A 23,743-nucleotide genomic window follows, 5' to 3' on the forward strand; every position below is an offset into this window, starting at 1 on the left:
GGCCCGTGGACCCCCTGTCGCTGACCACCCTGCTCGCTGCGGCCGCCATGGCCGGTTGGGTCGATGCCGTGGTGGGGGGTGGGGGGCTGTTGCTGTTGCCGGCGTTGTTGGTGGCGGCGCCGGGGATGCCGGTGGCGTCGGCGTTGGGGACGAACAAGCTGGCGGCGATCGCGGGTACGACGACGGCGGCGGTGACGTACGCGCGGCGTACGAAGATCGACTGGGCGGTGGCGGGGCCGTCGGCGGGGTTGGCGGTGTGTTGCGCCGGGTTGGGTGCGGCTCTGGCGGGGGCGGTGCCGGCGTCGGCGTACCGGCCGGTGGTGTTGGCGGTGCTGGTGTCGGTGGCGGTGTTCGTGGTGCTGCGGCCCCGGTTGGGGGTGGTGGCGCAGCCGGAGCGGCGGACGCGGTGGCGGGTGGTCACGGTGGTCGCGGTGGCGGGTGTGGGGATCGCCCTGTACGACGGGTTGATCGGGCCGGGCACGGGGACGTTCCTGGTGTTGGCGTTCACCGCGTTGGTGGGTGCGGACTTCGTGCACGGTTCGGCGATGGCGAAGATCGTGAACGCGGGCACGAACCTGGGGGCGTTGGTGGTGTTCGCGGCGACCGGGCACGTGTGGTGGCTGCTGGGTGCGGCGATGGCGGTGTGCAACATCGCCGGAGCCGCGCTCGGGGCGCGGATGGCGCTGCGGCGCGGCTCCGGCTTCGTGCGGATCGTGTTGTTGGTGGTGGTGCTGGCGCTGGTGGGCAAGCTCGGCTACGACCAGTGGGTGGCGTCGACCTGACCGTCGCCCGCCACCGTCGCAGCCGCTTCGCCAGCGCTCTCCCGGGGTGCGAGGCCGGCCCCGGTGCCGGTTTCCGCGGACTGGCCGCTTCTCCGGGGCGCGACGGCCGGCCTCGGCGCCGGTGGGTGGTGTCAGGCGTGCCGGACGACGTCGGTGTAGCCGAGGCGGGGCAGGCGCGGGAACCAGGCGTTCTCGGCGGGCCGGCCGATGTTGACCACGAGCAGGCTCTTCCAGGTGGAGTCGGTGAAGAACTCCCGGTCGACGCCGGCGGCGTCGAATCCGCCCATGGGGCCGGCGGCGAGGCCGGCGGCGCGGACGGCGAGCAGGAAGTAGCCGATCTGCAGGGTGGCGTTGAAGCGGGCCATCTGCTCGCGGGCCTCGAGGTTGCCGGCGAGGTCGTCGCGCAGCTGCGGTCGGATCGGGAACACCTGCGGGATGAACTCGTGGAAGTCGGTGTCGGCGGCGAGCACGGCGACCATGGGCGCGGTGCTGGTCTTGGCCTGGTTGCCCTCGCTCATGTGGGCGACCAGGCGCGTGCGGGCCTCGCCCGGGCCGACGAAGAGGATGCGCAGGGGCTGGGCGTTGACGGCGGTGGGCGGGAACTTGGCGAGTTCGAAGATCGCCTGGAGCTGCTCGTCGGTGACGGGTTCGTCGGTGAAGGCGTTGGCGGTCCGGGCGTCGGTGAACAGCTGTGCCTGGGCCTCGGGGTCCAGGGTGATCAGGGGCGAAAAGACGTCGGTCATCGGGGCATCTCCAGGCAACGGACTGATTGGCTACGACGACAGTAGCAGCTAGCTTTTTAGTAGTCCCCCGGTCTGTCGGTCCCCGCCGTATCCTGGGACCATGACGGTCGAACGGGAGGTCGACGGCGCGCGTCGGGCGTGCCACGGGGGCATCACCCGGGCCTTCGCGTTCCTCGGCAAGCGGTGGAACGGCATGCTGCTGGGCACCCTCGCCGACGGCCCGGCCGGGTTCGCCGAGCTGGGGCGCGCCCTGCCCGGGATCAGCGAGTCCGTCCTGTCCGACCGGCTGGGCGAGCTGGTCCGGGTCGGGCTGGTCAGCCGGACGGTGCGGCAGGGCCCGCCGCTGGGGGTGAGCTACGAGCTGACCGAGCGGGGCGCCGCGCTGGTGCCGGCCCTCGACGCGCTGGCCCGCTGGGCGGACGAGAACCTCCCCGCCGCGCCTTCCACGGGCTGCTGACCCGCGCCACCGCGCCCACGGGGCGCACCGGCCGGGGGCCGCCCGAGCGGATGTGTGATCATCAGCGGATGCCGGTACGCGCCGAACACGACCGGGCCGTCCTCGCCGGGCTGCTGGAACGCGACCCGGTGCTGCACGCCTACCAGCTGGGCGACCTGGACGACTTCTTCTGGCCGCACACCTCCTGGTTCCGCCGGGGCGAGGAGGTGGCCTTGCTGTACCACGGGGCCGACCCGCCCACCCTGCTGGCGTTCGCGGCGCCGCCGCGGGTCGCGGAGCTGGCGGCGCTGCTGCGGGAGCTGGCGCCGGTGCTGCCGGCCCGGCTGTGGGCGCACCTGTCCCCGGGCCTGGAGCCGGCGCTGGCCGGGGCGTACCGGATGGAGCCGGCCGGCCCGCACCACAAGATGGCGCTGACCGACCCGGCCCGGCTGGCCGCGACCCCGCCCGCCGGGGTGGTGCTGGACGCCGCGGACCTGCCGGCGCTGCACCGGCTGTACGCGGACGCCTACCCGGGCAACTGGTTCGACCCGCGGATGCTGGACACCGGCCAGTACGTGGGCATCCGCGAGGGCGGCGAGGTGGTGGCCGTCGCCGGGGTGCACGTGTTCTCGCCGGCGTACCGGGTGGCGGCGTTGGGCAACGTGACCACCCATCCCCGGGCCCGGGGGCGCGGGCTGGCCGCGGCGGCGGTGGCCGCGCTGTGCGGGCGGCTGCTGACCACCGTCACGCACGTCACGCTCAACGTGAAGGCGGACAACGGGCCGGCCGTGCGGCTCTACGAGCGCCTGGGCTTCACCCGCGTCGCCGACTACGGCGAGTACGCGTTGACCGCGCGCGGGCGGTGACGGCCGGTCGTCCGGTCACCACGGGCCGCACGGCCCGGCGCTCGCGCCCGGCCGGCGCGGCGGTGCGACCGTCCGGCGACGTGGCCCGGACAACCGGCCGAGGGCCGACGTGAAAACCTTTCCACCTGCATGTACGGCCGTCCAGGGGGGTCGGGAACCCGACGCTGGACGCTGCTGGTGTCGGACCGGCGGGGGCCCGCCCCGGCCCTAGCGTCTCCCGGCAGAGGTCGCGCGTGCGTCGCGCGGCGGAGCTGAAGGAGCAACGCATGGCAACAGCAGCAGTGCCCTGGCGGCGAACACGGACGGTGAGCCTGCTCGCCGGCGTGACGGCGGTGGTGACCGCGCTGGCGACACCCGCGGTGGCGGCGCCCGGGGTGAACCCGGCCCTCGTGGACCGCGACGCCGACCCCGGCACGTCGATCGGCGTCAGCAAGGTGGTGTCCACCCCGCCGATTCCGCCGAAGCCCGACGTGGTGCTGCTGGTCGACACGACCGGCAGCATGGGCGGGGCGATCGCCAACGTACGGACCAACCTGCAGCAGGTCATCACCGACGTGCGCGCGGCGCAGCCGTCGGCGCAGTTCGCGGTGGCCTCCTACCGGGACACCGGGGACGGCGCGGAGCTGTTCCAGGTGCGGCAGAACATGACCGACGACGCGACGGCCCTGCAGAACGCGGTGAACGGGCTGGCCGCCGGCGGCGGCGGGGACACCCCGGAGGCGTGGGTGAACGCGCTGGTCGAGGTGTCCGACGGGGCGATCGCCTACCGGTCGGGCAGCAGCCGGATCGTGGTGCTGGTGGGTGACGCGCCGAGCCACGACCCGAGCAACGGGCGCACCCTGGCGCAGGCGACGGCGGCGTTGCAGGCCGACGAGGCGCGGCTGCTGGCGGTGAACGTCAGCGGTGGCGGTGGTGGCCTGGACGCGACCGGGCAGGCCACGGCGGTGGTGTCGGCCACCGGCGGGCAGTTGGTGGGCAGCTCCCCCGACACGGTGACCGCCGCGATCCTGGCGGGCCTGCGGGACCTGGACGTCACGGTCACCCCGACGGTGACGTCGTGCGACGCGGGCCTGTCGGTGGGCTTCGACGCGGCGTCGCGGACGCAGCAGTCGGGCACCGACGTGCCGTTCGCCGAGACGATCACGGTGGCGGCGGACGCCGCGCAGGGCGCCGAGCTGACCTGCACGGTGGACTTCCTGCTCAACGGCCTCTCCGGCGGGCCGGCGTTCACGCAGCAGATCCGCGTGCGGGTCAACGACGTCACCCCGCCGACCGTGGTCGTCGACGACCGGACGGTGGAGGCGACCAGCCCGGCCGGCGCGGTGATCGACTATCCGGCGTCGGCGACCGACAACGTCGACGGTCCGCTGACCCCGGCCTGCGTGCCGCCGCCCGGCTCGACGTTCCCGCTCGGCGCGACGGCGGTGACGTGCACGGCCACCGACGCGGCCGGCAACACCGGCAGCGACACCGCCGTGATGCGGGTGGTGGACACCACCGCGCCGGCGACGGCGTGCGTGCCGACGAACAACCCGAGCGGTGGCAACATCCCCGGCTCCTACAACCCGGACGGGTTCTACGAGCTGACGTCGACGGACGTGGTGGACACGGCCGTGCAGGTGTTCATCGGTGACGCGGCGGACCCGAGCGTGCGGTTCGGGCCGTTCCCGGCCGGCACGAAGATCAAGCTGGTGCAGGCGCCGGGTGCGCAGTCGCGGGTGAAGGACGGCACCGGCGACATCGACTTCAAGGTGACGTTGCGCGGCGACGCGCTGATCGTCGGCGTGGACGACGCGGGCAACGCCTCGGCGCCGGCGGTGTGCCTGGTGGCTCCCCCGCCGAAGTGACGGCCGCCGCGCGCGGGGTCGTGCCCCGCGGGTGACGTCCCGGCCGCCGGGCCCCGTCGGGGTCCGGCGGCCGTTCGCGTACGCGCCTGAGCCGCGCGGGTCGCAGGCGCCCGCGCCCGGTGTGTCGACGCGCCTGCGCGGTTCAGCCGCGGCGGCTGGGCGAGTCGAAGCGGCCGGCGCGCATCTCGCGCAGCGCCCGGCGGCGGGTGTCCCCGCGCAGCGTGTCGACGTACAGGCGGCCGGCCAGGTGGTCGGTCTCGTGCTGCAGGGCCCGGGCGAGGAACCCGCTACCGGAGATCGTCAGCGGCTCGCCGTGCTGGTCGAAGCCGTGGGCGGTGGCGTGCATCGCCCGGGGGGTCGGGAAGTAGAGCCCGGGGACGGACAGGCAGCCCTCGTCGTCGTCCTGCAACTCCTCCGACAGCTCCAGCGTCGGGTTGACCAGGTGGCCGCGGTGGCCGTCGGCGTCGTAGACGAACACCTGCGCGTTGACGCCGATCTGGGGCGCGGCGACGCCGGCGCGGCCAGGGGCGCCGAGCAGGGTGTCCATCAGGTCGGTGACCAGGGCGCGTAGTTCGGCGTCGAAGCTGGTCACCGGCTCGCTCGGGGTGCGCAGCACGGGGTCGCCGATGATCCTGATGGGCCGCATCGTCATGCCGGCAAGGTTATCCGTCGTCGCCCGCGGCGGCGGCACCCGGGCGGGCGGCCACGAGCACCTCGACGCCGTCGAGGATGCGGGCCAGGCCGAACTCGAACGCGCGGGCGGGGTCGCTCGCGGCCTGGTACTCCTGACCGGCGGCGCTGCCGACCCGCGCCGCGAGGGGGTAGCGGCGCGGGTCGAGGGCCTTCTCCAGGTAGGGGGCGTGGGCCTGCCACCACTGTTCCTCGGTCATGCCGGTGTGCGCGGCGGCCTGGGCGGCCTCCACGGCGCTGCGCACGGCCCCGTGGACGTACCCGGAGACGAGGGTGACGACGGCGTCCATCTCCAGGTCGGTCAGGCCGATGCCGTCGACGGCGCGCAACTCGTACTCGTAGCGGGCGATGACGTTGGGGCCGAGCGGGGGGCGGGTGGTGGCGACCTGCAGCAGCCAGGGGTGACGCAGGTAGAGCGCCCAGGTCTCGCGGGCGATGTGTGCGAGGCGGCCGCGCCAGCCGCCGGGCACGTCGTCGGGGCGGGCGGTCTCGCCGTAGACGGTGTCGAGCATGACGTCGATCAGTTCGCCCTTGCCGGGGACGTACGTGTAGAGGCTCATGGTGCCGACGCCGAGGCGCTCGGCGACCCGGCGCATGGACAGGGCGGCCAGCCCGTCGGCGTCGGCGACCTCGATGGCGGCGCGGACGATCCGGTCCACGGACAGGTCGGGCCGGCCCTTGCGGCTGGCGCGTTCGCGGGTGCGCCAGAGCAGGGCGAGGCTGCGCGCGGGGTCGCCGGTGCCGCTGTACTCGGTCGTCATGCCCCGGAACTCTACCGTGCGCCGTACCGTATCGTGTACGGTACGGCGTACGGAACGAGCGGACGGGGGCACGGATGCACCGGGACGGACCGGCCATCGAGGCCGAGGGACTACGCAAGCGCTACGGCGACACCGAGGCCCTCGCCGGCCTCGACCTGACGGTGCCCGCCGGCACGGTCTGCGGCCTGCTCGGGCGCAACGGCGCGGGCAAGACCACCGCGGTGCGGGTGCTGACCACCCTGCTGCGGCCCGACGCCGGCACCGCCCGGGTGGCCGGCGCCGACGTGCGGCGACACCCGGACCGGGTGCGCGCCCGCATCGGGCTGGTCGGTCAGCACGCCGCCGTCGACGAGGTGCTCAGCGGCCGGCAGAACCTGGTGCTCTTCGGCCGGCTGCACCACGTCGGTGGCGCGCGGGCCCGCGTCCGGGCCGCGGAGCTGCTCGCCCGCTTCGACCTGACCGACGCCGCCGACCGGCCCGCCGGCACGTACTCCGGCGGGATGCGCCGCCGCCTCGACCTCGCGGCGAGCCTGGTCCTCGACCCGCCGGTGCTGTTCCTCGACGAACCCACCACCGGCCTCGACCCGCGCGCCCGGGCGCAGGTGTGGGACGCCGTGCGGGGCCTCGTCGCCGACGGCACCACCGTGCTGCTGACCACCCAGTACCTGGAGGAGGCCGACCAGCTCGCCGACAGCGTCCGGGTCGTCGACGCCGGCCGGGTGATCGCCGACGGCACCCCCGACGAGCTGAAGGCCGCGCTCGGCGGCGACCGGGTCGACGTGGTGCTGTCCCGCGCCGACGAACTGGACCGGGCGGCGCGGGCCGTCGGTGCCGCCGTCGCGGCGCGGCCGCACGTCGACCCGGCGGCCCTGCGGGTCAGCGTGCCCGTCGCCGGGCGAGTCGCCGCGCTGGCCGCCGTGCTGCGGGCGCTCGACGACGCCGGCCTGACCGCCGTCGACATCGCGGTGCGCCGCCCCACCCTCGACGAAGTGTTCCTGAAGCTCACCGGCGAGGACTCCCCCGCCGCCCGCCCCGCCGAGAAGAAGGTGACCGCGTGACCGTGACCGTCCACCCGCTGCCGCACCGCCTGCGCTGGGCCGTCGCCGACGGCGTCACCCTCACCGGCCGCGCGCTGGCGCACTGGGTCCGGCAACCCGCGCAGGCGATCGTCGGGCTGCTGTTCCCCGTGCTGCTGGTGCTGATGTTCGGCTACCTCTTCGGCGGCGCGATGAGCGTGCCCGGCGGCGGCGACTACCGGGAGTTCCTGCTGCCCGGCATGTTCGCCATGACGATGGCCTTCGGCATCGAGTCGACGTACGCGGCCGTGGCCACCGACACCGCCCGCGGCGTCACCGACCGGTTCCGGTCCCTGCCGATGGCGCCCTCGGCGGTGGTCACCGGCCGGGCCGCCGCCGACCTGCTGCACTCCGCCGCCGGCCTGGCCGTCATGCTGGCCTGCGGCCTCGCCGTCGGCTGGCAGTGGCACGCCGGCCCCGCCGCGGCCCTGGCCGCCGTCGGGCTGCTCCTGCTGCTGCGCTTCGCCCTGATCTGGGTCGGCATCCACCTGGCGCTGGTGCTGCGCCGACCCGAGTCGGTCGTGGTGCTGCAGATCCTGGTCTGGCCCGTCGGGTTCACCTCCAACGCGTTCGTCGCCCCCGACACCATGCCCGGCCCGCTGGCGGCGGTCGCGCAGTGGAACCCGCTGTCCGCGACCGTCGCGGCCTGCCGGGAGCTGTTCGGCAACCCCGGCTGGGGCGGCGAGTCCTTCGCCGCGCAACACGCCGTCGCCCTCGCCGTCGCCTGGCCGCTGCTGCTGATCGCCGTGTTCCTGCCCCTCGCGGTGCGCCGCTACCGCAGGCTCAGCCGGTGACCGGACGGACCATCCCGATCCACTCCGACCAGACGCGTGAGGCCCTGGACGCCGCCACGGCGGTGCCCCTCGCCCCCGCCGAACGCGGTCCGGTCCGCGACGGCCAGCACCGCGCCGAGGACCTGACCACCGACCTGCACCCGGAAGGACGCCCGTGACGATCGGCTCCCACGCCGTCACGTTCACCCCCGCCGACCCGCCCCGCGCCGGGGCGCTGCTCGTCTGGTCGCCCGACGGCGGCCCACCGCCCGACGGGATCGGCGAACCCGCCCAGGTGACCCTGGCGGCGCCCCCGCACGGCCACCCCACCCCGGTGCTCGCCCGACGGGCGTCGCTGGCGGCCGGCGTACCGCTGCTGCTCGCCGCGCCGGCCACGGACCCGGCGGCCGCGTTCTGGGCCGCCGCCACCCGGGAGGCCCTGCACCTGGCCGCCCACGGCCTGCTGCTGCCCGCGGTGACCCCCGCCGGGCACGACACCTGGCGCGTCGGGCCGCTCACCGCCGACGACGAGGCCCGGCAGGCGCGGCTCGCCGCCGCGATGCCCGCCACCGCGCGCGCGGTGCCGGTGCCCGGACGCACCCCCGCCTGGCTGCCCGACCCGGCACGGCTGCTCCGTGACTTCCTCGACGCCGTCGCCGACACCCTGCCCCGCGCCGACGGCGCCACCGGGGCGTGGGCCACGCCGACACCCACACCCGTCGGGCGGCTGCGCGACTGGGCCGCCCGGGTCGCCGCCCACGCCGACGCGGCGGTACGGCTGTCGCTGCGCCTGGAACACGACGACACCCCCGACGAGCCGTGGCGGCTCGTGGCGCAGGTGCACCGCGCCGCAGCGCCGGGGCTGCTCACCGACGCCGCCGCGCTGTGGCACGCCACGGTCCCCGGGTTCCCGGCCGGCGCCCGCGACGCCGCGCTGCTGGCCCTGCGACACGCCGCGCGGGTGTGGCCGCCCCTGGCCGGGCTGCTGGACACGGCCGTGCCCGACGCGGTGGCGCTGACCGACGCCCACGTCGTCGACCTGGCCACCGGCGCGGCCGCCCGCCTCGCCGGCGACGGGATCGACGTGCACTGGCCGGCGGGGCTCGACCGCGACCTCACCGCCTCGGCCGTGCTGCGCGCCCCGGCCCGCCGCGCCGCCGGGACCGGGCTGCTCGCCGCGCCCGGCGACCTGGCGCTGCACTGGCGGCTGAGCCTGCACGGCGCGCCGCTCACCCCGGCCGAGCTGGCCCGGCTCGCCGACGCGCACCGGCCGGTGGTGCGGCTGCGCGAGCGGTGGGTGCTGGTGCCCCCGGAGCTGGCCCGCCGCGCCCGCGACCCGCACGCCGGGACGCTGGCTGCGATGCCCGCGCTGCGCGCCGCGCTGACCGGTGCCACACACGTCGACGGCGAACGCGTCGACGTGACCACCGAGGGCTGGCTGGCCGACGCCGCGCGGCGGCTCGCCGACGGCGGGACCGCTCCCCCGGTGCCCGCACCGCCCGGGCTGGCCGCGACCCTGCGCGACTACCAGCGGCACGGGCTGCGCTGGCTGGCCCGGCTGACCGCGCTCGGCCTCGGCGGCTGCCTCGCCGACGACATGGGGCTGGGCAAGACCGTCACCCTCATCGCCCTGCACCTGCACCGGCAGGCCGACCCCGCCACCGCCGGCCCGACCCTGGTGCTGTGTCCCGCGTCGCTGCTCGGCAACTGGGAACGGGAGATCCGGCGCTTCGCCCCCGACACCCCCGTACGCCGCTTCCACGGCCCCGACCGCCACCTCGACGACCTCGCCGGCGGGTTCGTCCTCACCACCTGGGCCACCCTGCGCCGCGACGCGACCCGGCTGGCCGCCCGGCGGTGGCCGCTGCTCGTCGCCGACGAGGCACAGCACGTGAAGAACCCCCACTCGGAGACCGCGACGGCGCTGCGCGCGATCCCCGCCGCCGCCCGGGTCGCCCTGACCGGCACCCCCGTGGAGAACGACCTCACCGACCTGTGGGCGATCCTGGACTGGACCACCCCCGGGCTGCTCGGCACCCTCACCGAGTTCCGCGCCCGCTGGGTCAAGCCGGTGCAGACCGACCGCGACCCCGACGCCGGACGGGACCTGGCCCGGCTGGTCGGGCCGTTCCTGCTGCGCCGCCGCAAGAGCGACCCCGGCATCGCCCCGGAGCTGCCCGGCAAGACCGAGACCGACCAGCCCGTCGCGCTCACCGCCGAACAGGCCGCCCTCTACCAGGCGTGCATCGCCGAACTGCTCGACCTGATCGCCGGCACCGACGGCTTCGCCCGGCACGGACTGGTGGTCAAGCTGCTCACCGCGCTCAAGCAGATCTGCAACCACCCCGCCCAGTACCTGCGCCAGAGCGCGCCGCCGCTGGCCGGCCGCTCCGGCAAGCTCGAGCTGCTCGACGAGCTGCTCGACACGATCCTGCCCGCAGGCTCCGCGGTGCTCGTGTTCACCCAGTACGTGGCGATGGCCCGACTGCTGCACCGGCACCTGACCGACCGGGGCGTCGGCGCGCTGCTGCTGCACGGCGGGCTGCCCGTCGCCACCCGCGACGACCTGGTCCGCCGCTTCGACGCCGGCGAGGCCCCGGTGTTCCTGCTGTCGCTGCGCGCCGCCGGCACCGGCCTGAACCTCACCCGCGCCGACCACGTCGTGCACTACGACCGCTGGTGGAACCCGGCCGTGGAGGACCAGGCCACCGACCGGGCGTACCGGATCGGGCAGACCCGGCCCGTGCAGGTGCACCGGCTCATCGCCGAGGGCACCGTCGAGGACCGCATCGCCGCGCTGCTCGCCGGGAAGCGGGATCTCGCCGAGGCCGTCCTCGACGCCGGACCGGCGGCCCTGGCCGCGCTCAGCGACACCGAGCTGGCCGAACTCGTGACCCTCGGCGGCGACCGATGACCCCGCGCGGTTTCACCGCGTTCCCGCCCGGCCGGGCCCGCCGCCCCCGCACGTGGTGGGGTGCGGCGTGGAACCGGGCGTGGGAGGCCGACGCCCTCGACGCCGGGCCGCTGCGCGCCGGGCGCCGGCTGGCCGCCGCCGGGCACGTCGGCCCGATCACCGTCAGCCCCGGCCGGCTCGCCGCCGCCGTGCACGACGGCGACACCGAGCAGGCCTACGCCACCCGGGTACGCGTCGCGCCGCTGACCGGGGACGACTGGGACCTGCTGGCCGGCGAGGTGGCCGCCCGGGCCGGGCACCAGGCGGCGCTGCTGGCGGGGCAGCTGCCCCGCGACCTGGCGGACCTCGCCGGGGTGCGGCTGCTGCCCGCGCTGGGCGAGGTCACCCCGGAGTGCGACTGCCCGGAGTGGAACCACCCGTGCCGGCACGCCGCCGCGCTGTGCCACCAGGTGTCCTGGCTGCTGGACGCCGACCCCGCCCTGCTGCTGCTGATCCGGGGCCGCGACGCCCGGCAGCTGCTCGCCGCCGCGCCGGCCCCGGGCGGCAGCGTGCCGCGGCCGGAGTCGACGCCGCCGTCCGGGTCACCCGGTCAGGCCCGTGTCGCGCCGGAGCCACCCGCCGGGCGTCCCGACGCGGCGGGGACGGCGGCCGTCGAGGCGTACGCCCGCCCGACGCCGCCCCTGCCGCCGCCACCAGGGCCGGCGGACGCGCCGACGCTGCCGTTGCTGCCGCCCGGCCCGGACGTCGACGTCGACGCGCTGCGCCAATTGGTGGCGGCGGCCGCCGAGCGGGCGGCGGCACTGCTGCGGCAGGCCTGACCGCCCGGTCGGCGCCGCCGGCGGGCCTCGCGGACGATGCCGGCGGGCAACGTGCCCGCCGGCGGGGCGTCGCGGACGTGCGGCGAGCGGGCGGACCGGGGGTGCCTGTCGTGCGGCGCGCCGGTGCGGGCGGGGCGGCTGTCAGGCCGGCGGCGGCAGGCCCGCGTCGGCGATGCGCTGGCGCATGGGCCGCCGGCGCACCGCGGCGAGGACCTCGTGCAGCAGGTCGGCCAGCGGCACGGGCAGCTCGGCGTCCAGTTCCCGCATCGCCGCGGTCGTCGCCGCCCACTCCGCCTCGATCAACGGCAGCAGCTCGCGGGCCCGGTCGGTCAGGTGCACGATGCGCTGCCGGGCGTCCGCGCCCGGGGTCAGCTCCACCAGGCCGGCGCGGGCCATCTGGGCCACGGTCTGGCTGGCCGCCGAGTGGGTGACCCCCACCCGGCGGGCCAGGTCGCGGATGGGCAGCGGCCCGTCGGCCACCAGCACCCGCAGCGGCGGCGAGAACCGGGGCCGGTAGTCGGCCAGGCCCCGCTCGGCGTACACCGCCGCCACGTCTGCGTCGAGCACCTCGAGGACGTGCCGCAGCAGCGTCCCCACGGCCTCCCGGTCCGGTACGTCAGTCACCCCGCTAATGTAACAGCGCTGTTGTATCTGGTGGGACGAGGGAGGACAGGCGATGACGCAGCGGTATGCCCTGACGGAGCCGTACGCGCACGGGATGCTCGACGTCGGCGACGGCCAGCTCGTGTACTGGGAAACCTGCGGCAACCCCGACGGCAAGCCCGCGGTGGTGCTGCACGGCGGGCCCGGCTCCGGCTGCTCGCCCAGCTGGCGGACCTTCTTCGACCCGGCCCGCTACCGGGTGACCCTGTTCGACCAGCGCGGCTGCGGACGCAGCCTCCCGCACGCCGCCGACCCCGCCGTGGACCTGTCCACCAACACCACCGACCACCTGATCGCCGATGTCGAACGGCTGCGCGAGCACGTCGGGGTGGACCGCTGGCTGGTGCTGGGCGCGTCCTGGGGTTCCTGCCTCGGTCTGGCGTACGCCCAGCGGCACCCGGAGCGGGTCAGCGAGCTGGTGCTGTTCAGCGTCACCGCCGGCACCCGCCGGGAGATCGACTGGATCACCCGGGACATGGGGCGGGTCTTCCCTGCCGAGTGGGCCCGGTTCCGCGACGGCGTGCCGCCGGCCGACCGTGACGGCGACCTGGCCGACGCGTACGCCCGGCTGCTCGCCGACCCCGACCCGGCGGTACGCGACCGGGCCGCCCGGGACTGGTGCGCCTGGGAGGACAGCCACGTCGCCACCGCCCCCGGTCACCGGCCCGACCCCCGCTACGCCGACCCGGTGTTCCGGATGGTGTTCGCCCGGCTGGTCACCCACTACTGGCGGCACGACTGCTTCCTGCCCGACGAGCAGGTGCTGCGCGAGGTGGGGCGGCTGGCCGGCATCCCCGGGGTGCTCCTGCACGGCCGACTCGACATCAGCAGCCCGCCGGACATCCCGTGGCTGCTGGCCCAGTCCTGGCCGGACGCGCGCCTGGAGCTGCTGGAGCGTGCCGGGCACGGCAGCGGGAACGGCATGGCGGAGCGGGTCGTGGCGGCGCTGGACGGCTTCGCCGACCGCCGCTGACACCCCCGCCCCGCCGGTCAGCTCAGGAGACCTCCGGGCCGGCGCGGGGCCAGTCGGCGGGCGGCGGTCAGCCGCCGGCGAGCGCGGCGCGGACGGGACGGGTCTTGGCGGCGGCCTCGGCGACCTCGGCGTCGGGGTCGCTGCCCCAGGTGATGCCCCCGCCCGCCCAGACGTGCACGCGGTCGGCGTCGACGGCGGCGGTGCGGATGGTCAACCCCAGGTCGATCCGCCCGGGGGCGACCCAGCCGAGGGCGCCCATGCTCGCGCCGCGCCCAACCGGTTCGAGGGCGGCGACGCGGTCCAGCGCGGCGAGCTTCGGGGCGCCGGTGACCGAGCCGCCCGGGCAGACCGCCCGCAGCAGGTCGGCCAGGCCGAGCCCGTCGGCGACCGCCGCCGACACCGTGGACTCGGCCTGCCACAGGTCGCACCAGCGGCGTACGGCGAACAGCTCGTCGACCCGCACGCTGCCGGTGCGGGCGACCCGCGCCAGGTCGTTGCGCTCCAGGTCGACGATCATCACGTGCTCGGCGCGTTCCTTGGCCGAGGCGAGCAGCTCGGCGCGACCGATGGCGGTGGCGGGCCGGGTGCCCTTGATCGGTCGGGTGACCAGCCGCCCGCCGGTCAGCTCGACGAGGGTTTCCGGGCTCGCGCAGCCGATCGCCCAGCCCGCCCCGGTGAGGGTGCCGCCGTAGCGGGCACCGGGCAGCGCCGCGAGCCGGCCCAGGGCGGGCAGCGGGTCGCCGGCGTACCGGGCGGCGGCGTGCCCGACGAGGTTGACCTGGTAGACGTCGCCCCGGCCGATGGCGGCGCGGACCGCGGTCACCGCCTCGGCGTGCTGCCGCGGGGTCCAGCTCTCCGCCCAGCCGCCCAGCCACCAGCCGGCGGCGGGCGCCGCGGCGACCGGCGGGGCGGGCGGGCCGTGGCCGTAGACGACCACGGCGACCTCCGGCAGCGCGGGGGCGGGGTTGGCGGCGCCGGGCGGCCCGCCGGCCAGGCCCGCGCCGGCGGCGGCGGAGACGTAGAGGGCGGCCCCGCAGACGCCGGCGGGGTCGTGGCCGGCGGCGGGGCGCGCCAGGTCGTGCAGCGGCAGGCCGTGCGCGGCCAGGAACTCCTGCGCCAGCGCGGCCGGGTCGCCGCCGTCGGCGGGCCGCCACTGCCAGCGGGCCCGCTCGACGAGCGTACGGCGGCAGGCGACCGGCGCCGCCGGCACATCGACCCCTGCCCGTGAAAGCGTTTCCACGCCGTCCGGCCTATTCTCCCTCATCCGTTCAGTGGATTTCCCGGAAACGACGCGCATACCTGCTCGATGCCGTCCACTTTCGCTTGGTACTGTGCGTCACTGGTCATGTGAACCATGACACAGTGCCCCCACAGTCCGGAGATCCCGATGTGCCAGCACCAACCCACCTGCCCCTCCGCCGACGCGACCGACCGGGAAGCCGCCCGCGTCCTCGCCTGCTTCCCTGAGCAGGGCTGGAGCCTGCTCTGCAACGGTGTCATCGTCTTCGAGGACACCGGCGAACTACTCCCCGACGGCAGGACCATCGCCCCGCACCGCGGCCCGGCCCGACACGCCCTCGCCGCCTGACCCGTCACTCTCCGTCACGCAGTCTTGTGGCGTCGACCCAGGCTAGTCCCCCGGTCGGGACCGCCGCGGCCCAGGTCGGCGCATCCGCCGGGGCGGCACCTCGACCGCCCCGGCGCGCCGCGACCTCAGCTCTCGAACGCTTCCGGTGACGGGCAGGAACACACCAGGTTCCGGTCGCCGTACGCGCCGTCGATGCGCCGCACCGGCGGCCAGTACTTCCCGGCCCGGTCCACCCCGGCCGGGTACGCCCCCACCGACCGCGGGTACGCGTGCGGCCACTCGTCCCCGGCCACCATCGCCGCCGTGTGCGGCGCGTTCGCCAGGGGATTGTCGCCCGCCGGCCACTCCCCGACACCCACCTTGTCGATCTCCGCCCGGATGGCGATCATCGCGTCGCAGAACCGGTCCAGCTCGGCCAGGTCCTCGCTCTCGGTCGGCTCCACCATCAGCGTCCCCGCCACCGGGAACGACATCGTCGGCGCGTGGAACCCGTAGTCGATCAGCCGCTTCGCGACGTCGTCCACGCTCACCCCGGTCGCCTTCGTCAGCGGTCGAAGGTCGAGGATGCACTCGTGCGCCACCAGGCCCTTGTTGCCGGCGTACAGCACCGGGAAGTGCCCGCGCAGCCGCGCCGCCACGTAGTTCGCCGCCAGCACCGCCACCCCGGTCGCCCGGGCCAGCCCCGCCGCGCCCATCATCCGCAGGTACGCCCACGGGATCGGCAGGATCCCCGCCGACCCGTACCGCGCCGCCGAGATCGCGGGCCGGCCGTCGACGTGCGCGCCCAGCGGGTCGCCCGGCAGGAACGGCGCCAGGTGCGCCCGCACCGCCACCGGCCCCACCCCGGGACCACCGCCGCCGTGCGGGATGCAGAACGTCTTGTGCAGGTTCAGGTGCGACACGTCCGCCCCGAACCGGCCCGGCTTGGCGAACCCGACCAACGCGTTGAGGTTCGCCCCGTCGACGTACACCTGACCGCCGGCGTCGTGGACCTTCGCGCACAGCGACGCGATGCCCGTCTCGTACACCCCGTGCGTCGACGGGTACGTCACCATGATCGCGGCGAGGGCGTCGCGATGCTTGTCGATCTTCGCGTCGAGGTCGACCAGGTCGACGTTGCCGCCGTCGTCGCAGCCCACCACGACGACCCGCATCCCGGCCATCACCGCGCTGGCCGCGTTCGTGCCGTGCGCCGACGACGGGATCAGGCACACGTCCCGGTGCCCCTCGCCACGGTCGCGGTGGTACGCCCGGATGGCCAGCAGACCCGCCAGCTCACCCTGCGAGCCGGCGTTGGGCTGCACGCTGACCGCGTCGTAGCCGGTCACCTCCGCCAGCCACGCCTCCAGCTGGGCGATCATCTCCCGGTAGCCGGCCGTCTGCGCCTGCGGCGCGAACGGGTGCACGTGCGCGAACTCCGGCCACGTCACCGGCTCCATCTCGGTGGTGGCGTTGAGCTTCATCGTGCACGACCCGAGCGGGATCATCCCCCGGTCCAGGGCGTAGTCGAAGTCCGACAGGCGCCGCAGGTAACGCAGCATCGCCGTCTCGGAGTGGTGGCTGCGGAACACCGGGTGGGTGAGGAAGTCCGACGTACGGGCCAGCGCCTCGGGCAGCCGCGAGTCGGTCTCCCCGTGGGCACGCGGCACCCCGAACGCGTCGCACACCGCGTCCAGGTGCGCGTGGGTGGTGGTCTCGTCGCAGGAGATCCCCACCCGGTCCGCGTCGACCAGCCGCAGGTTGACCCCCCGCTGCGCGGCCGCCGCCACGACCTGGGCGGCCCGCCCTGGCACGACCGCGGTGACCGTGTCGAAGAACGCGACGTCGGTGACCTCGACCCCGCCGGTGCGCAGCGCGCCCGCCAACCGCGCCGCCCAGAAGTGGGTGCGCTCCGCGATCGCGCGCAGCCCGTCGGGGCCGTGGTACACGGCGTACATGCCGGCCATCACGGCGAGGAGCACCTGGGCGGTGCAGATGTTGCTGGTCGCCTTCTCCCGCCGGATGTGCTGCTCGCGGGTCTGCAACGCCAGCCGGTACGCCGGGTTGCCGTCCGCGTCGCGGGACACCCCCACGAGGCGGCCGGGCAGCATCCGCTCGAGGCCCGCCCGCACGGCCAGGTAGCCGGCGTGCGGCCCACCGAAGCCCATCGGCACGCCGAACCGCTGGGTGGTGCCGGCGGCGATGTCGACGCCGATCTCCCCCGGCGGGCGCAGCAGCGTCAGGGCCAGCAGGTCCGCCGCCACGGTGACCAGCGCGCCGGCCGCGTGCGCCGCCTCGACCAGGCCCGCCTGGTCGCGCACCGCCCCGGACGCCCCCGGGTACTGCAGGTGCAGACCGAAGAACTCCGCCGGCAGCTCCTCGCGCTCGACGTCGAGCACCCGCACGTCGATGCCGAGCGGCTCGGCCCGGCTGGTGATCACCGCGATGGTCTGCGGCAGGGTGTCGGCGTCGACGACGTACACCGGGCTCTTGCACTTCGACGCGCGGCGGGCGAGGGTCATCGCCTCCGCCGCCGCGGTGCCCTCGTCGAGCATCGACGCGTTCGCGGTGGCCAGCCCCGTCAGGTCCGTGACCATCGTCTGGAAGTTCAGCAGCGCCTCCAGCCGGCCCTGGCTGATCTCCGGCTGGTACGGCGTGTACGCCGTGTACCAGGCCGGGTTCTCCAGCACGTTGCGGCGGATCACCGCCGGGGTGTGCGTGCCGTGGTAGCCCAGGCCGATCATGGAAACGGCCACGGTGTTGCGGGCGGCGAGGGCCCGCAGCTCGGCGAGCGCGTCGTGCTCGGTGGCCGGCTCCGGCAGGTCCAGGGTGCCGTGCCAGCGGATCACCTCGGGGATCGCCGCGTCCATCAGCTCTTCGATCGAGCCGTAGCCGACGGCCTCCAGCATCCGGCGCTCGTCGGCCGGATCCGGGCCGATGTGGCGGGCGGCGAACTGCTCTGCGGTCATGGGTGGCGCTCCCCTGAGGCGAGGTCGACAGGTCGGCCTCCCCCTCTGTCACGCCCGCACAGCGCTCCACAGTGCCTGCCCACGAGGTCCTTTTGCCTGAGAGGTTCCGGGGAGGATTTGCCCCTTCGGCGCCGCCCGAGGTGCTTTCTGGGCGGTCTCTCCCACGTGGGTGGTACCGGCATGGTCAACGCTACCAGCGCCCGGTCGGCCGGTGGATGTCGTACCCCCGCGGCATGATCACGGTGAGCTGTGGAGGTGTGTTCTGATGCCCGAGCCCGCGACCCACCCGGAGGACCTCGGCCGGTTCTTCGTCGCCCGCGCCAACGCCGGCGACGTCGACGGCCTGGTCGCCCTCTACGAGCCCGACGGGGTCCTGGACACCCCCGCCGGCCCGGCCACCGGCACGCGGGCCATCCGCGCCGCGTTCACCCGGCTGCTCGCCGACCGGCCCACCTTCGTCCCCGGCGAGGCGCGACCCACCCTGCGCGCCGGTGACCTGGCGTTGACCTCCACCCGGCTCGACGACGGCAGCGTCACCGTCGAGGTGGCCCGCCGCCAGCCCGACGGCACGTGGCGGTGGGTCATCGACCAGCCCCGCGCCGCCGGCTGACCCCGGCGGCTACCGGCCGGCGCCGGTCAGGCCCGTCGGCACCACGCCCGCGCCGACGTCACCGCCCGCCGGCGCCCCCACCGTCCGGTCGGCCAGCGCCGGCAGCAACCGGCCCAGCGGCGCGTCGAGGGTCAACGCCGCATACCCGTCGCCCCGCGTCGGCCCCTGGTTGACGATCACCACCGGGATGCCCAGCTTCGCCGCCCGCAACACGAACCGGCGACCCGACATCACCGTCAACGACGACCCCAGCACCAGCAGCAGCCGGGCCCGCTGCACCATGTCGAAACAGCGGGCCACCCGCGGCGCCGGCACCGTCTCGCCGAAGAACACCACGTCGGGCTTGAGCACCCCGGTACCGCAGAACGTGCAGTCGACCGTCCGGAACTCCGCCACCTCGTCGTCGGCGAGATCCACGTCACCGTCCGGGTTGACCGCCGAGACCCGCGCGTCGAACCCCGGGTTCGCCTCCCGCAGCCGCCGGTCCAACTCCTCCCGGGACGTCTGGTTGCCGCACCCCAGGCACACCACCTCGTCGAGACGACCGTGCAACTCCACCACCCGCGGGCTGCCCGCCGCCGTGTGCAACCCGTCGACGTTCTGTGTGATCACCCCGTCGACCAGGCCGCCGCGCTGCAACCGGGCCACCGCCCGGTGCCCGTCGTTCGGGGCCGCCCGCGCGATCACCCGCCACCCCAGGTGGCTGCGCGCCCAGTAGCGCCGCCGCGCCTGCGCGTCGCGGGTGAACACCTGATAGGTCATCGGGGTGTGCCGACGGGCCGCCCCACTGGGCCCCCGGTAGTCCGGGATGCCCGACTCGGTCGACAGGCCCGCCCCGCTCAACACCACGACACCACCGCCCGCCACCAGGCCGGCCAGCGCGTCGATCGTCTCCGTCACCCGTCCATGCTGCCTCAGCGACCCGCGCCCCGGCGAACACCCCGCGACCCCGCCGCGGCGTGCCGCAGCGGCGACTAGGTTGGCAGATATGCGCGTCGTCATCGCCGGAGGCCACGGCAAGATCGCCAAACTGACCCACCGGGAACTCGCCGGACGCGGCGACACCGCCGTCGGCCTGATCCGTAACCCCGACCACGCCGCCGCGCTGACCGCCGCCGGCGCCCACCCCGTCGTCGCCGACCTCGAACACGTCGGCGTCGCCGACCTCGCCGGCCACCTCGCCGGCGCCGACGCGGTGGTCTTCGCCGCCGGCGCCGGCCCCGGCAGCGGCGCCGCCCGCAAGGACACCGTCGACCGGGCCGCCGCCGTGCTGCTCGCCGACGCCGCCGAACGCGCCGGCGTCCGCCGCTACCTGCTGGTCTCCTCGATGGGCGTGGACGGCGAGCCGCCCGCCGGCACCGACGAGGTGTTCGCGGCGTACCTGCGGGCGAAGAAAGCCGCCGAGGACGACCTGACCGGCCGCGACCTCGACTGGACCGTGCTGCGACCCGGCCGGCTCACCGACGACCCACCCAGCGGACGGATCGCCCTGGCCCGGCACGTGCCTCCGGGCGCGGTCACCCGCGCCGACGTCGCCCGCGTGCTGCTCGCCCTGCTCTACGAGCCCCGCACCGCCGGGCAGATCCTGGAGCTGGTCGGCGGGGAAACCCCGATCGCCGACTCCGTCGCCTCCGTCGCCGCCGGCTGACCGGCCGCAACGTCCCCGCCGGCGCACCGGAACCGGACGGCGCCCACCACGCCCCGTCCGGCACCCCCGCCCGGCGCGGGCGCACTCCGCCCGCCCCGGGCGTCCCACGGGGTCAGCCGTCGAGCACCGCCCGCAGCCGCGCACTGGCCGCCCCGGCCGCGTAGGCGTCGGCCCGCAACTGCTCCGACTGCGCCGACAGGTGCTCCTGCCACTGGCTCAGCTGCTGCTGCGCCGTCGTCACCGCCGCCACCAGCGCCGCATGCCGGCCCTCCAGCTCCCGCACCTGCCGCCGCAGGTCCTCACCCCGAGGCTCCCCCTGAGGGAACAGAGACCCCGCCCGGCGGTGCGCCTCGGCGAGGATCTCGTCGGCCTGTCGCCGGGCGTCGGCGATGATCTCCGCGCCCTCCGTGCTGGCCTCGCTGATCGTCCGGTTCGCCTCGTCCTGCGCCCGCACCGCCAACTCGACCACCACCGGGTCCGGGCCCTGCGGGGCGGTGCTCGGCAGCGCGCCGTGACGCAGCATCTCCACCTGCCGCACCAGCCCGTCGTTCTCCCGCCGCAGCCGATCCACCTCACCGTCGAGCAACGCCATCCGCTCGTCGACCGACCGGGCCAGGCCGGCGACCTCGTCGGCGGACAGCCACTGGCTGCCCCGGAAACGGCGGGCCTCCAGCGCGCCCAACGCCCGGGTCAGCTCGCCGGTCGGGGCGGCGGAGACCCGGTCGCCACTATCGATGCTCATCGAACACCTGTCCAACTGAAGTCGCGCGGCGCGGCGGCCGCCGCACTCGCGAGAGGGGGATAAAGAGACTGGTCGTAACTCTCCACCAGGATCCTCTCCGGCGGCACACCGGACACCGTCAGGGCGGTGATCGTCTCCCGGGTCATCTCCGGACTGCCGCAGACCAGCACGTCGGTGTCCCGCCACGGACCCAACCGCACCGCGGTCTGACCGGCCGTGCCCACCTCACCCTGCCACTGCCAGCCGCTCTCCACCGTCGGCACGTACCGCAACCAGCCGCCGCCCGCACCGGAGCGCCACGCCCCCGCCGGCGGCGTCGCCGCCAACTCCCGCAACGCCCGGTCGTCGTACAGGTCGTCGGGAGTCTTACCGCCCACCACCAGCGTCGTCGCACGCCCCGGCCCCTGCTGCAACGCCTCCGCCACCGCCCGCAACGGCGCCAACCCGGTGCCGCCCGCCACCAGCAGCAACGGCAACTGCGACCGGTCGTACGACGACAACGCCACCCCCACCGGCAACCCCAACAACAACTGGTCGCCCTCGCGCAGCTTCCGCACCAGATGCGTGGAGAAGCGACCCGCCGCCCGGACGTGGAACTCGATCGTCCCGTCGGCGCGCGGCGCGTTCGCCGGCGACAGGTACCGCCACATCCGCAACTGCGGCACCTGCACCGGCAGCGACTGCCCCGGCAGGTAGTCGCACAGGTAGTTCGGGCGGACCGTGAACACGCACACGTCGGCCCGGCGCCGCTGCACCCACTGCACCTCCGCCTCCCAGTACGGCGGCGACGTCCGCTCCGCCTCCGCCGCCCCCGTCAGCATCAACCGCGCCACCAACTCGTACGCCGCGGCCCACTCCGCACGCAGGGCCGGCGTCCACCGTGGCCCGAGGAAGCGTTCCAGCGTCGCCAGCAACGCCTGCCCGACCCAGATGTAGTGCCACTCCGCCAACGGCACCGGCCGACCCTGTTGGTCCTCGCCGCGGAACCGCCGGTGGTCGGCCCCCAACCGCTGCGCGAACGCCGTCAACTCCCGCTCGTCGTCGACGTGGGTGATGATGTGCCCCAAGGCCGAGAGCAACTTGTCCTGCTGGTACTGCATGTTCGTCGGGAACATCGTGCGGGCCTCGGGCGCGATCACGAACAACGTGGCGTAGAAGTACTTCGCCGCCTCCGGACCGGCCACGCAGAACTGCGCCCAACTCTGACGTAACGCCGCGACGTCCATGCCTCAGCCCTCCTGCCGGCGGGCGGCGTCGTGACGCTCCCGCAGGGTCAGCCCCACCACGCCCGACGCCCCGTACGCGCGGTCACCCTGCCACAGGTTCGGATCCGGCACCCGGGTGTCGTAGTAGCGGTGGTGCACCGCGTGCAACGCCGCCCACCCCACACTGCCGTTGAGCCACGACCAGTCACCGTGCACCGGCCGGCCCGCCCGCTCCTCCTGTGCGCAGAACTTCATGAACAGCTCCGACTCGGTGTGCGGATCGGACACCCGCACCCCCGCCTCCCGGAACGAGTGCAACACCGCCTGGTTGATCACCAACACGGCGTGCTCCCGCCACAGGGTGTCCTCCCGCGAGGTGTCCAACCCCAACCCCCGCGCCACCGGCAGCAACTGGTCATACCGGTCCCGGTCACCCATGTTCCGGGTGCCGATCTCGTCACTCAGGTAGTGCCCGTTGAACGGGGCACAGCTGTAGTCCACCCCACCGACCCGCAGGCGCATGTTGCTGATCACCGGCAGGGCGTGCCAGCGCAGCCTCAACTCCTCGAACCACGGGTACGCCGGATGCGTCAGGGCAACCTCGCGGACGAGGTCCCGCGGCACCTCCACCAGCGTCGGATCCTCGTACGCCGTCTCGATCACCCACGGCAGCAGGTCGAACCGTCCCGGCACCGCCGGCGGACGCCACCCCAGACGCCGTGCCGCGTCCGTCATCGCCACCTGCGCCGGATCACCCAGCACCGACCCGTCGTCCATCCGATGACCGCAGTAGCGGATCAACTGGTCGTTCCAGATCCGCGCCCGCGGACCCACCCCGGGCCGGTCCGGCGCGAACACCGTCATCACCGACTGGATCCGCCCACCGTTGTCAGCCACCGAAAGGTGCTGCGCCAACTCCTGCGCGATCCCCGCCGCCGTCGTCACGTCACGCCGGTCCCGGACCTTCAACCCGGCCCACCGCACGCGCCCCACACAGCGCACCGACTGCCGCCACGCCACCTTCGCCCCGTACGCCAGTTCCTCGGAGGTGTGCCGGTACGTGCCGGTCAGCGCGATCTCCTCCCGCACCTCCGCGATCCGCACGGCCACGTCCGGCAGCCGCCGCTCCGCGTGGTAGAGACGCAGGAACTCCACGGCCTCTGCCGCCACGTCCTCCATCGCAGGCGCCTGCGGCCGGGGAGCATGCGCCACCGGGCAGCCCGACCCCTCGCCGTCCACGACACGCCCGCTGGCATCCACCAACACCGCGGCGGCATGATAGTCAGTCTGCACTTTGTTCAAATCCGATCGTCGGGCAGGCGCGGTCGTCGCCTTCTGCGTCGTCCCCCGGCACGGTTCACCGACCCGCCGGCGCGCATGTCACGGACAGTGACATGCGCGCGGCAAGCCGCGCGCCGCACATAGGATTCCCGGCCACGCAAAGACTGTCAACAGCCCGACTCACGCCGAAAACGTCCACAATCGACGTTTGCCCCCGCAAGCACGCCACTCTGGACATCCCCACGCATGCGCTTGCCCTGCGTCGCCCGGCGGCCCGGCGGTGGGCGTTGGCACGGCGGTTCGGGTTGCGGCGCGCGGGGGTGGGGGGGGGCCGGGCGGGCCGCGGGGGGAGCGACGGGGCCCCGCCCGCGGGGGCCGC

23 protein-coding genes and 1 riboswitch are annotated in these 23,743 nt (G+C 75.3%); of the genes, 13 read left to right on the top strand and 10 right to left on the bottom strand.

Annotated features, from left to right (window positions below; translation table 11 throughout):
* The first annotated feature begins 5 nt into the window (after positions 1-5).
* Positions 6-782 (top strand): sulfite exporter TauE/SafE family protein, encoded by a 777-nt coding sequence (locus ABT006_RS12360; protein ID WP_350705623.1) that lies wholly within the window; start codon positions 6-8, stop codon positions 780-782.
* Between the two features lie 131 nt (positions 783-913).
* Here the strand turns inward: ABT006_RS12360 and ABT006_RS12365 are convergent, their stop codons facing one another.
* The gene (locus tag ABT006_RS12365; RefSeq protein WP_350705625.1) at positions 914-1,525 is read right to left on the bottom strand and encodes a malonic semialdehyde reductase; all 612 of its coding nucleotides are present in this window, start codon (positions 1,523-1,525) and stop codon (positions 914-916) included.
* A gap of 100 nt (positions 1,526-1,625) precedes the next feature.
* On the opposite strand from ABT006_RS12365, the gene ABT006_RS12370 reads away from it, so the two are divergent.
* The 3 genes from ABT006_RS12370 (at position 1,626) to ABT006_RS12380 (ending at position 4,674) form a co-directional block, all read left to right on the top strand.
* The gene (locus ABT006_RS12370) at positions 1,626-1,982 is read left to right on the top strand and encodes a winged helix-turn-helix transcriptional regulator (protein WP_350705627.1); all 357 of its coding nucleotides are present in this window, start codon (positions 1,626-1,628) and stop codon (positions 1,980-1,982) included.
* A gap of 68 nt (positions 1,983-2,050) precedes the next feature.
* Entirely contained in the window at positions 2,051-2,827 is a 777-nt protein-coding gene (locus tag ABT006_RS12375; protein WP_350705629.1) for a GNAT family N-acetyltransferase, read from the top strand.
* Between the two features lie 266 nt (positions 2,828-3,093).
* On the top strand, positions 3,094-4,674 hold the full coding sequence (locus ABT006_RS12380) for a VWA domain-containing protein (protein WP_350705631.1): 1,581 nt from the start codon (positions 3,094-3,096) through the stop codon (positions 4,672-4,674).
* A gap of 142 nt (positions 4,675-4,816) precedes the next feature.
* Here ABT006_RS12380 and def read toward each other — a convergent pair whose 3' ends face one another.
* Positions 4,817-5,326, bottom strand: coding sequence for a peptide deformylase (def, locus tag ABT006_RS12385; protein ID WP_350705633.1), 510 nt, complete (start codon positions 5,324-5,326; stop codon positions 4,817-4,819).
* Positions 5,327-5,336: 10 nt separating this feature from the next.
* A complete protein-coding gene (locus ABT006_RS12390) occupies positions 5,337-6,125 on the bottom strand; it encodes a TetR/AcrR family transcriptional regulator (protein ID WP_350705635.1) in 789 nt (262 codons plus the stop codon).
* 74 nt (positions 6,126-6,199) lie between these two features.
* On the opposite strand from ABT006_RS12390, the gene ABT006_RS12395 reads away from it, so the two are divergent.
* From ABT006_RS12395 to ABT006_RS12415, 5 genes are read left to right on the top strand one after another with little or no spacing between them, the layout of a single operon-like run.
* Entirely contained in the window at positions 6,200-7,183 is a 984-nt protein-coding gene (locus tag ABT006_RS12395; RefSeq protein ID WP_350705637.1) for an ATP-binding cassette domain-containing protein, read from the top strand.
* 2 nt (positions 7,184-7,185) lie between these two features.
* On the top strand, positions 7,186-7,995 hold the full coding sequence (locus ABT006_RS12400) for an ABC transporter permease (RefSeq protein WP_350705695.1): 810 nt from the start codon (positions 7,186-7,188) through the stop codon (positions 7,993-7,995).
* Entirely contained in the window at positions 7,992-8,153 is a 162-nt protein-coding gene (locus ABT006_RS12405) for a hypothetical protein (protein WP_350705639.1), read from the top strand. Before ABT006_RS12400 ends, ABT006_RS12405 begins: the two co-directional genes overlap by 4 nt.
* The gene (locus ABT006_RS12410) at positions 8,150-10,888 is read left to right on the top strand and encodes an SCO1167/SCO6262 family helicase (protein ID WP_350705641.1); all 2,739 of its coding nucleotides are present in this window, start codon (positions 8,150-8,152) and stop codon (positions 10,886-10,888) included. Before ABT006_RS12405 ends, ABT006_RS12410 begins: the two co-directional genes overlap by 4 nt.
* Positions 10,885-11,706: an SWIM zinc finger family protein gene (locus ABT006_RS12415; protein WP_350705643.1), complete on the top strand. Its 822-nt coding sequence runs from the start codon at positions 10,885-10,887 to the stop codon at positions 11,704-11,706. Before ABT006_RS12410 ends, ABT006_RS12415 begins: the two co-directional genes overlap by 4 nt.
* Before the next feature lie 141 nt (positions 11,707-11,847).
* Here ABT006_RS12415 and ABT006_RS12420 read toward each other — a convergent pair whose 3' ends face one another.
* On the bottom strand, positions 11,848-12,330 hold the full coding sequence (locus ABT006_RS12420) for a MarR family winged helix-turn-helix transcriptional regulator (protein ID WP_350705644.1): 483 nt from the start codon (positions 12,328-12,330) through the stop codon (positions 11,848-11,850).
* Positions 12,331-12,382: 52 nt separating this feature from the next.
* On the opposite strand from ABT006_RS12420, the gene pip reads away from it, so the two are divergent.
* Complete coding sequence (gene pip / locus ABT006_RS12425; RefSeq protein ID WP_350705646.1) at positions 12,383-13,342, top strand: prolyl aminopeptidase; 960 nt, start codon at positions 12,383-12,385, stop codon at positions 13,340-13,342.
* Positions 13,343-13,409: 67 nt separating this feature from the next.
* Here pip and ABT006_RS12430 read toward each other — a convergent pair whose 3' ends face one another.
* A complete protein-coding gene (locus tag ABT006_RS12430; protein WP_350705647.1) occupies positions 13,410-14,606 on the bottom strand; it encodes a chorismate-binding protein in 1,197 nt (398 codons plus the stop codon).
* Between the two features lie 123 nt (positions 14,607-14,729).
* On the opposite strand from ABT006_RS12430, the gene ABT006_RS12435 reads away from it, so the two are divergent.
* A complete protein-coding gene (locus ABT006_RS12435; RefSeq protein WP_350705649.1) occupies positions 14,730-14,930 on the top strand; it encodes a DUF5999 family protein in 201 nt (66 codons plus the stop codon).
* Between the two features lie 125 nt (positions 14,931-15,055).
* Here ABT006_RS12435 and gcvP read toward each other — a convergent pair whose 3' ends face one another.
* A complete protein-coding gene (gene gcvP / locus ABT006_RS12440; protein WP_350705651.1) occupies positions 15,056-17,878 on the bottom strand; it encodes an aminomethyl-transferring glycine dehydrogenase in 2,823 nt (940 codons plus the stop codon).
* Positions 17,879-17,952: 74 nt separating this feature from the next.
* A riboswitch (glycine riboswitch) is annotated at positions 17,953-18,052 on the bottom strand.
* 91 nt (positions 18,053-18,143) lie between these two features.
* On the opposite strand from gcvP, the gene ABT006_RS12445 reads away from it, so the two are divergent.
* Positions 18,144-18,488, top strand: coding sequence for a YybH family protein (locus tag ABT006_RS12445; protein WP_350705653.1), 345 nt, complete (start codon positions 18,144-18,146; stop codon positions 18,486-18,488).
* Between the two features lie 9 nt (positions 18,489-18,497).
* Here the strand turns inward: ABT006_RS12445 and ABT006_RS12450 are convergent, their stop codons facing one another.
* Positions 18,498-19,388, bottom strand: coding sequence for an NAD-dependent protein deacetylase (locus ABT006_RS12450; protein ID WP_350705655.1), 891 nt, complete (start codon positions 19,386-19,388; stop codon positions 18,498-18,500).
* Positions 19,389-19,476: 88 nt separating this feature from the next.
* On the opposite strand from ABT006_RS12450, the gene ABT006_RS12455 reads away from it, so the two are divergent.
* A complete protein-coding gene (locus tag ABT006_RS12455; protein ID WP_350705657.1) occupies positions 19,477-20,136 on the top strand; it encodes an NAD(P)H-binding protein in 660 nt (219 codons plus the stop codon).
* A gap of 112 nt (positions 20,137-20,248) precedes the next feature.
* On the opposite strand, the gene ABT006_RS12460 is transcribed toward ABT006_RS12455, so the two are convergent.
* The 3 genes from ABT006_RS12460 to ABT006_RS12470 are packed head-to-tail and all read right to left on the bottom strand — an operon-like array spanning position 20,249 to position 23,262.
* Positions 20,249-20,878: a hypothetical protein gene (locus ABT006_RS12460; protein ID WP_350705659.1), complete on the bottom strand. Its 630-nt coding sequence runs from the start codon at positions 20,876-20,878 to the stop codon at positions 20,249-20,251.
* Positions 20,875-22,104 (bottom strand): globin domain-containing protein, encoded by a 1,230-nt coding sequence (locus ABT006_RS12465; RefSeq protein ID WP_350705661.1) that lies wholly within the window; start codon positions 22,102-22,104, stop codon positions 20,875-20,877. The genes ABT006_RS12460 and ABT006_RS12465 overlap by 4 nt, the downstream gene beginning before the upstream one ends.
* 3 nt (positions 22,105-22,107) lie before the next feature.
* Complete coding sequence (locus ABT006_RS12470) at positions 22,108-23,262, bottom strand: nitric oxide synthase oxygenase (RefSeq protein WP_350705663.1); 1,155 nt, start codon at positions 23,260-23,262, stop codon at positions 22,108-22,110.
* Positions 23,263-23,743: the final 481 nt, after the last annotated feature.

Origin of the sequence: Micromonospora sp. NPDC002717 (genome assembly GCF_040295705.1) — a bacterium.
Classification (GTDB): Bacteria; Actinomycetota; Actinomycetes; order Mycobacteriales; family Micromonosporaceae; genus Micromonospora.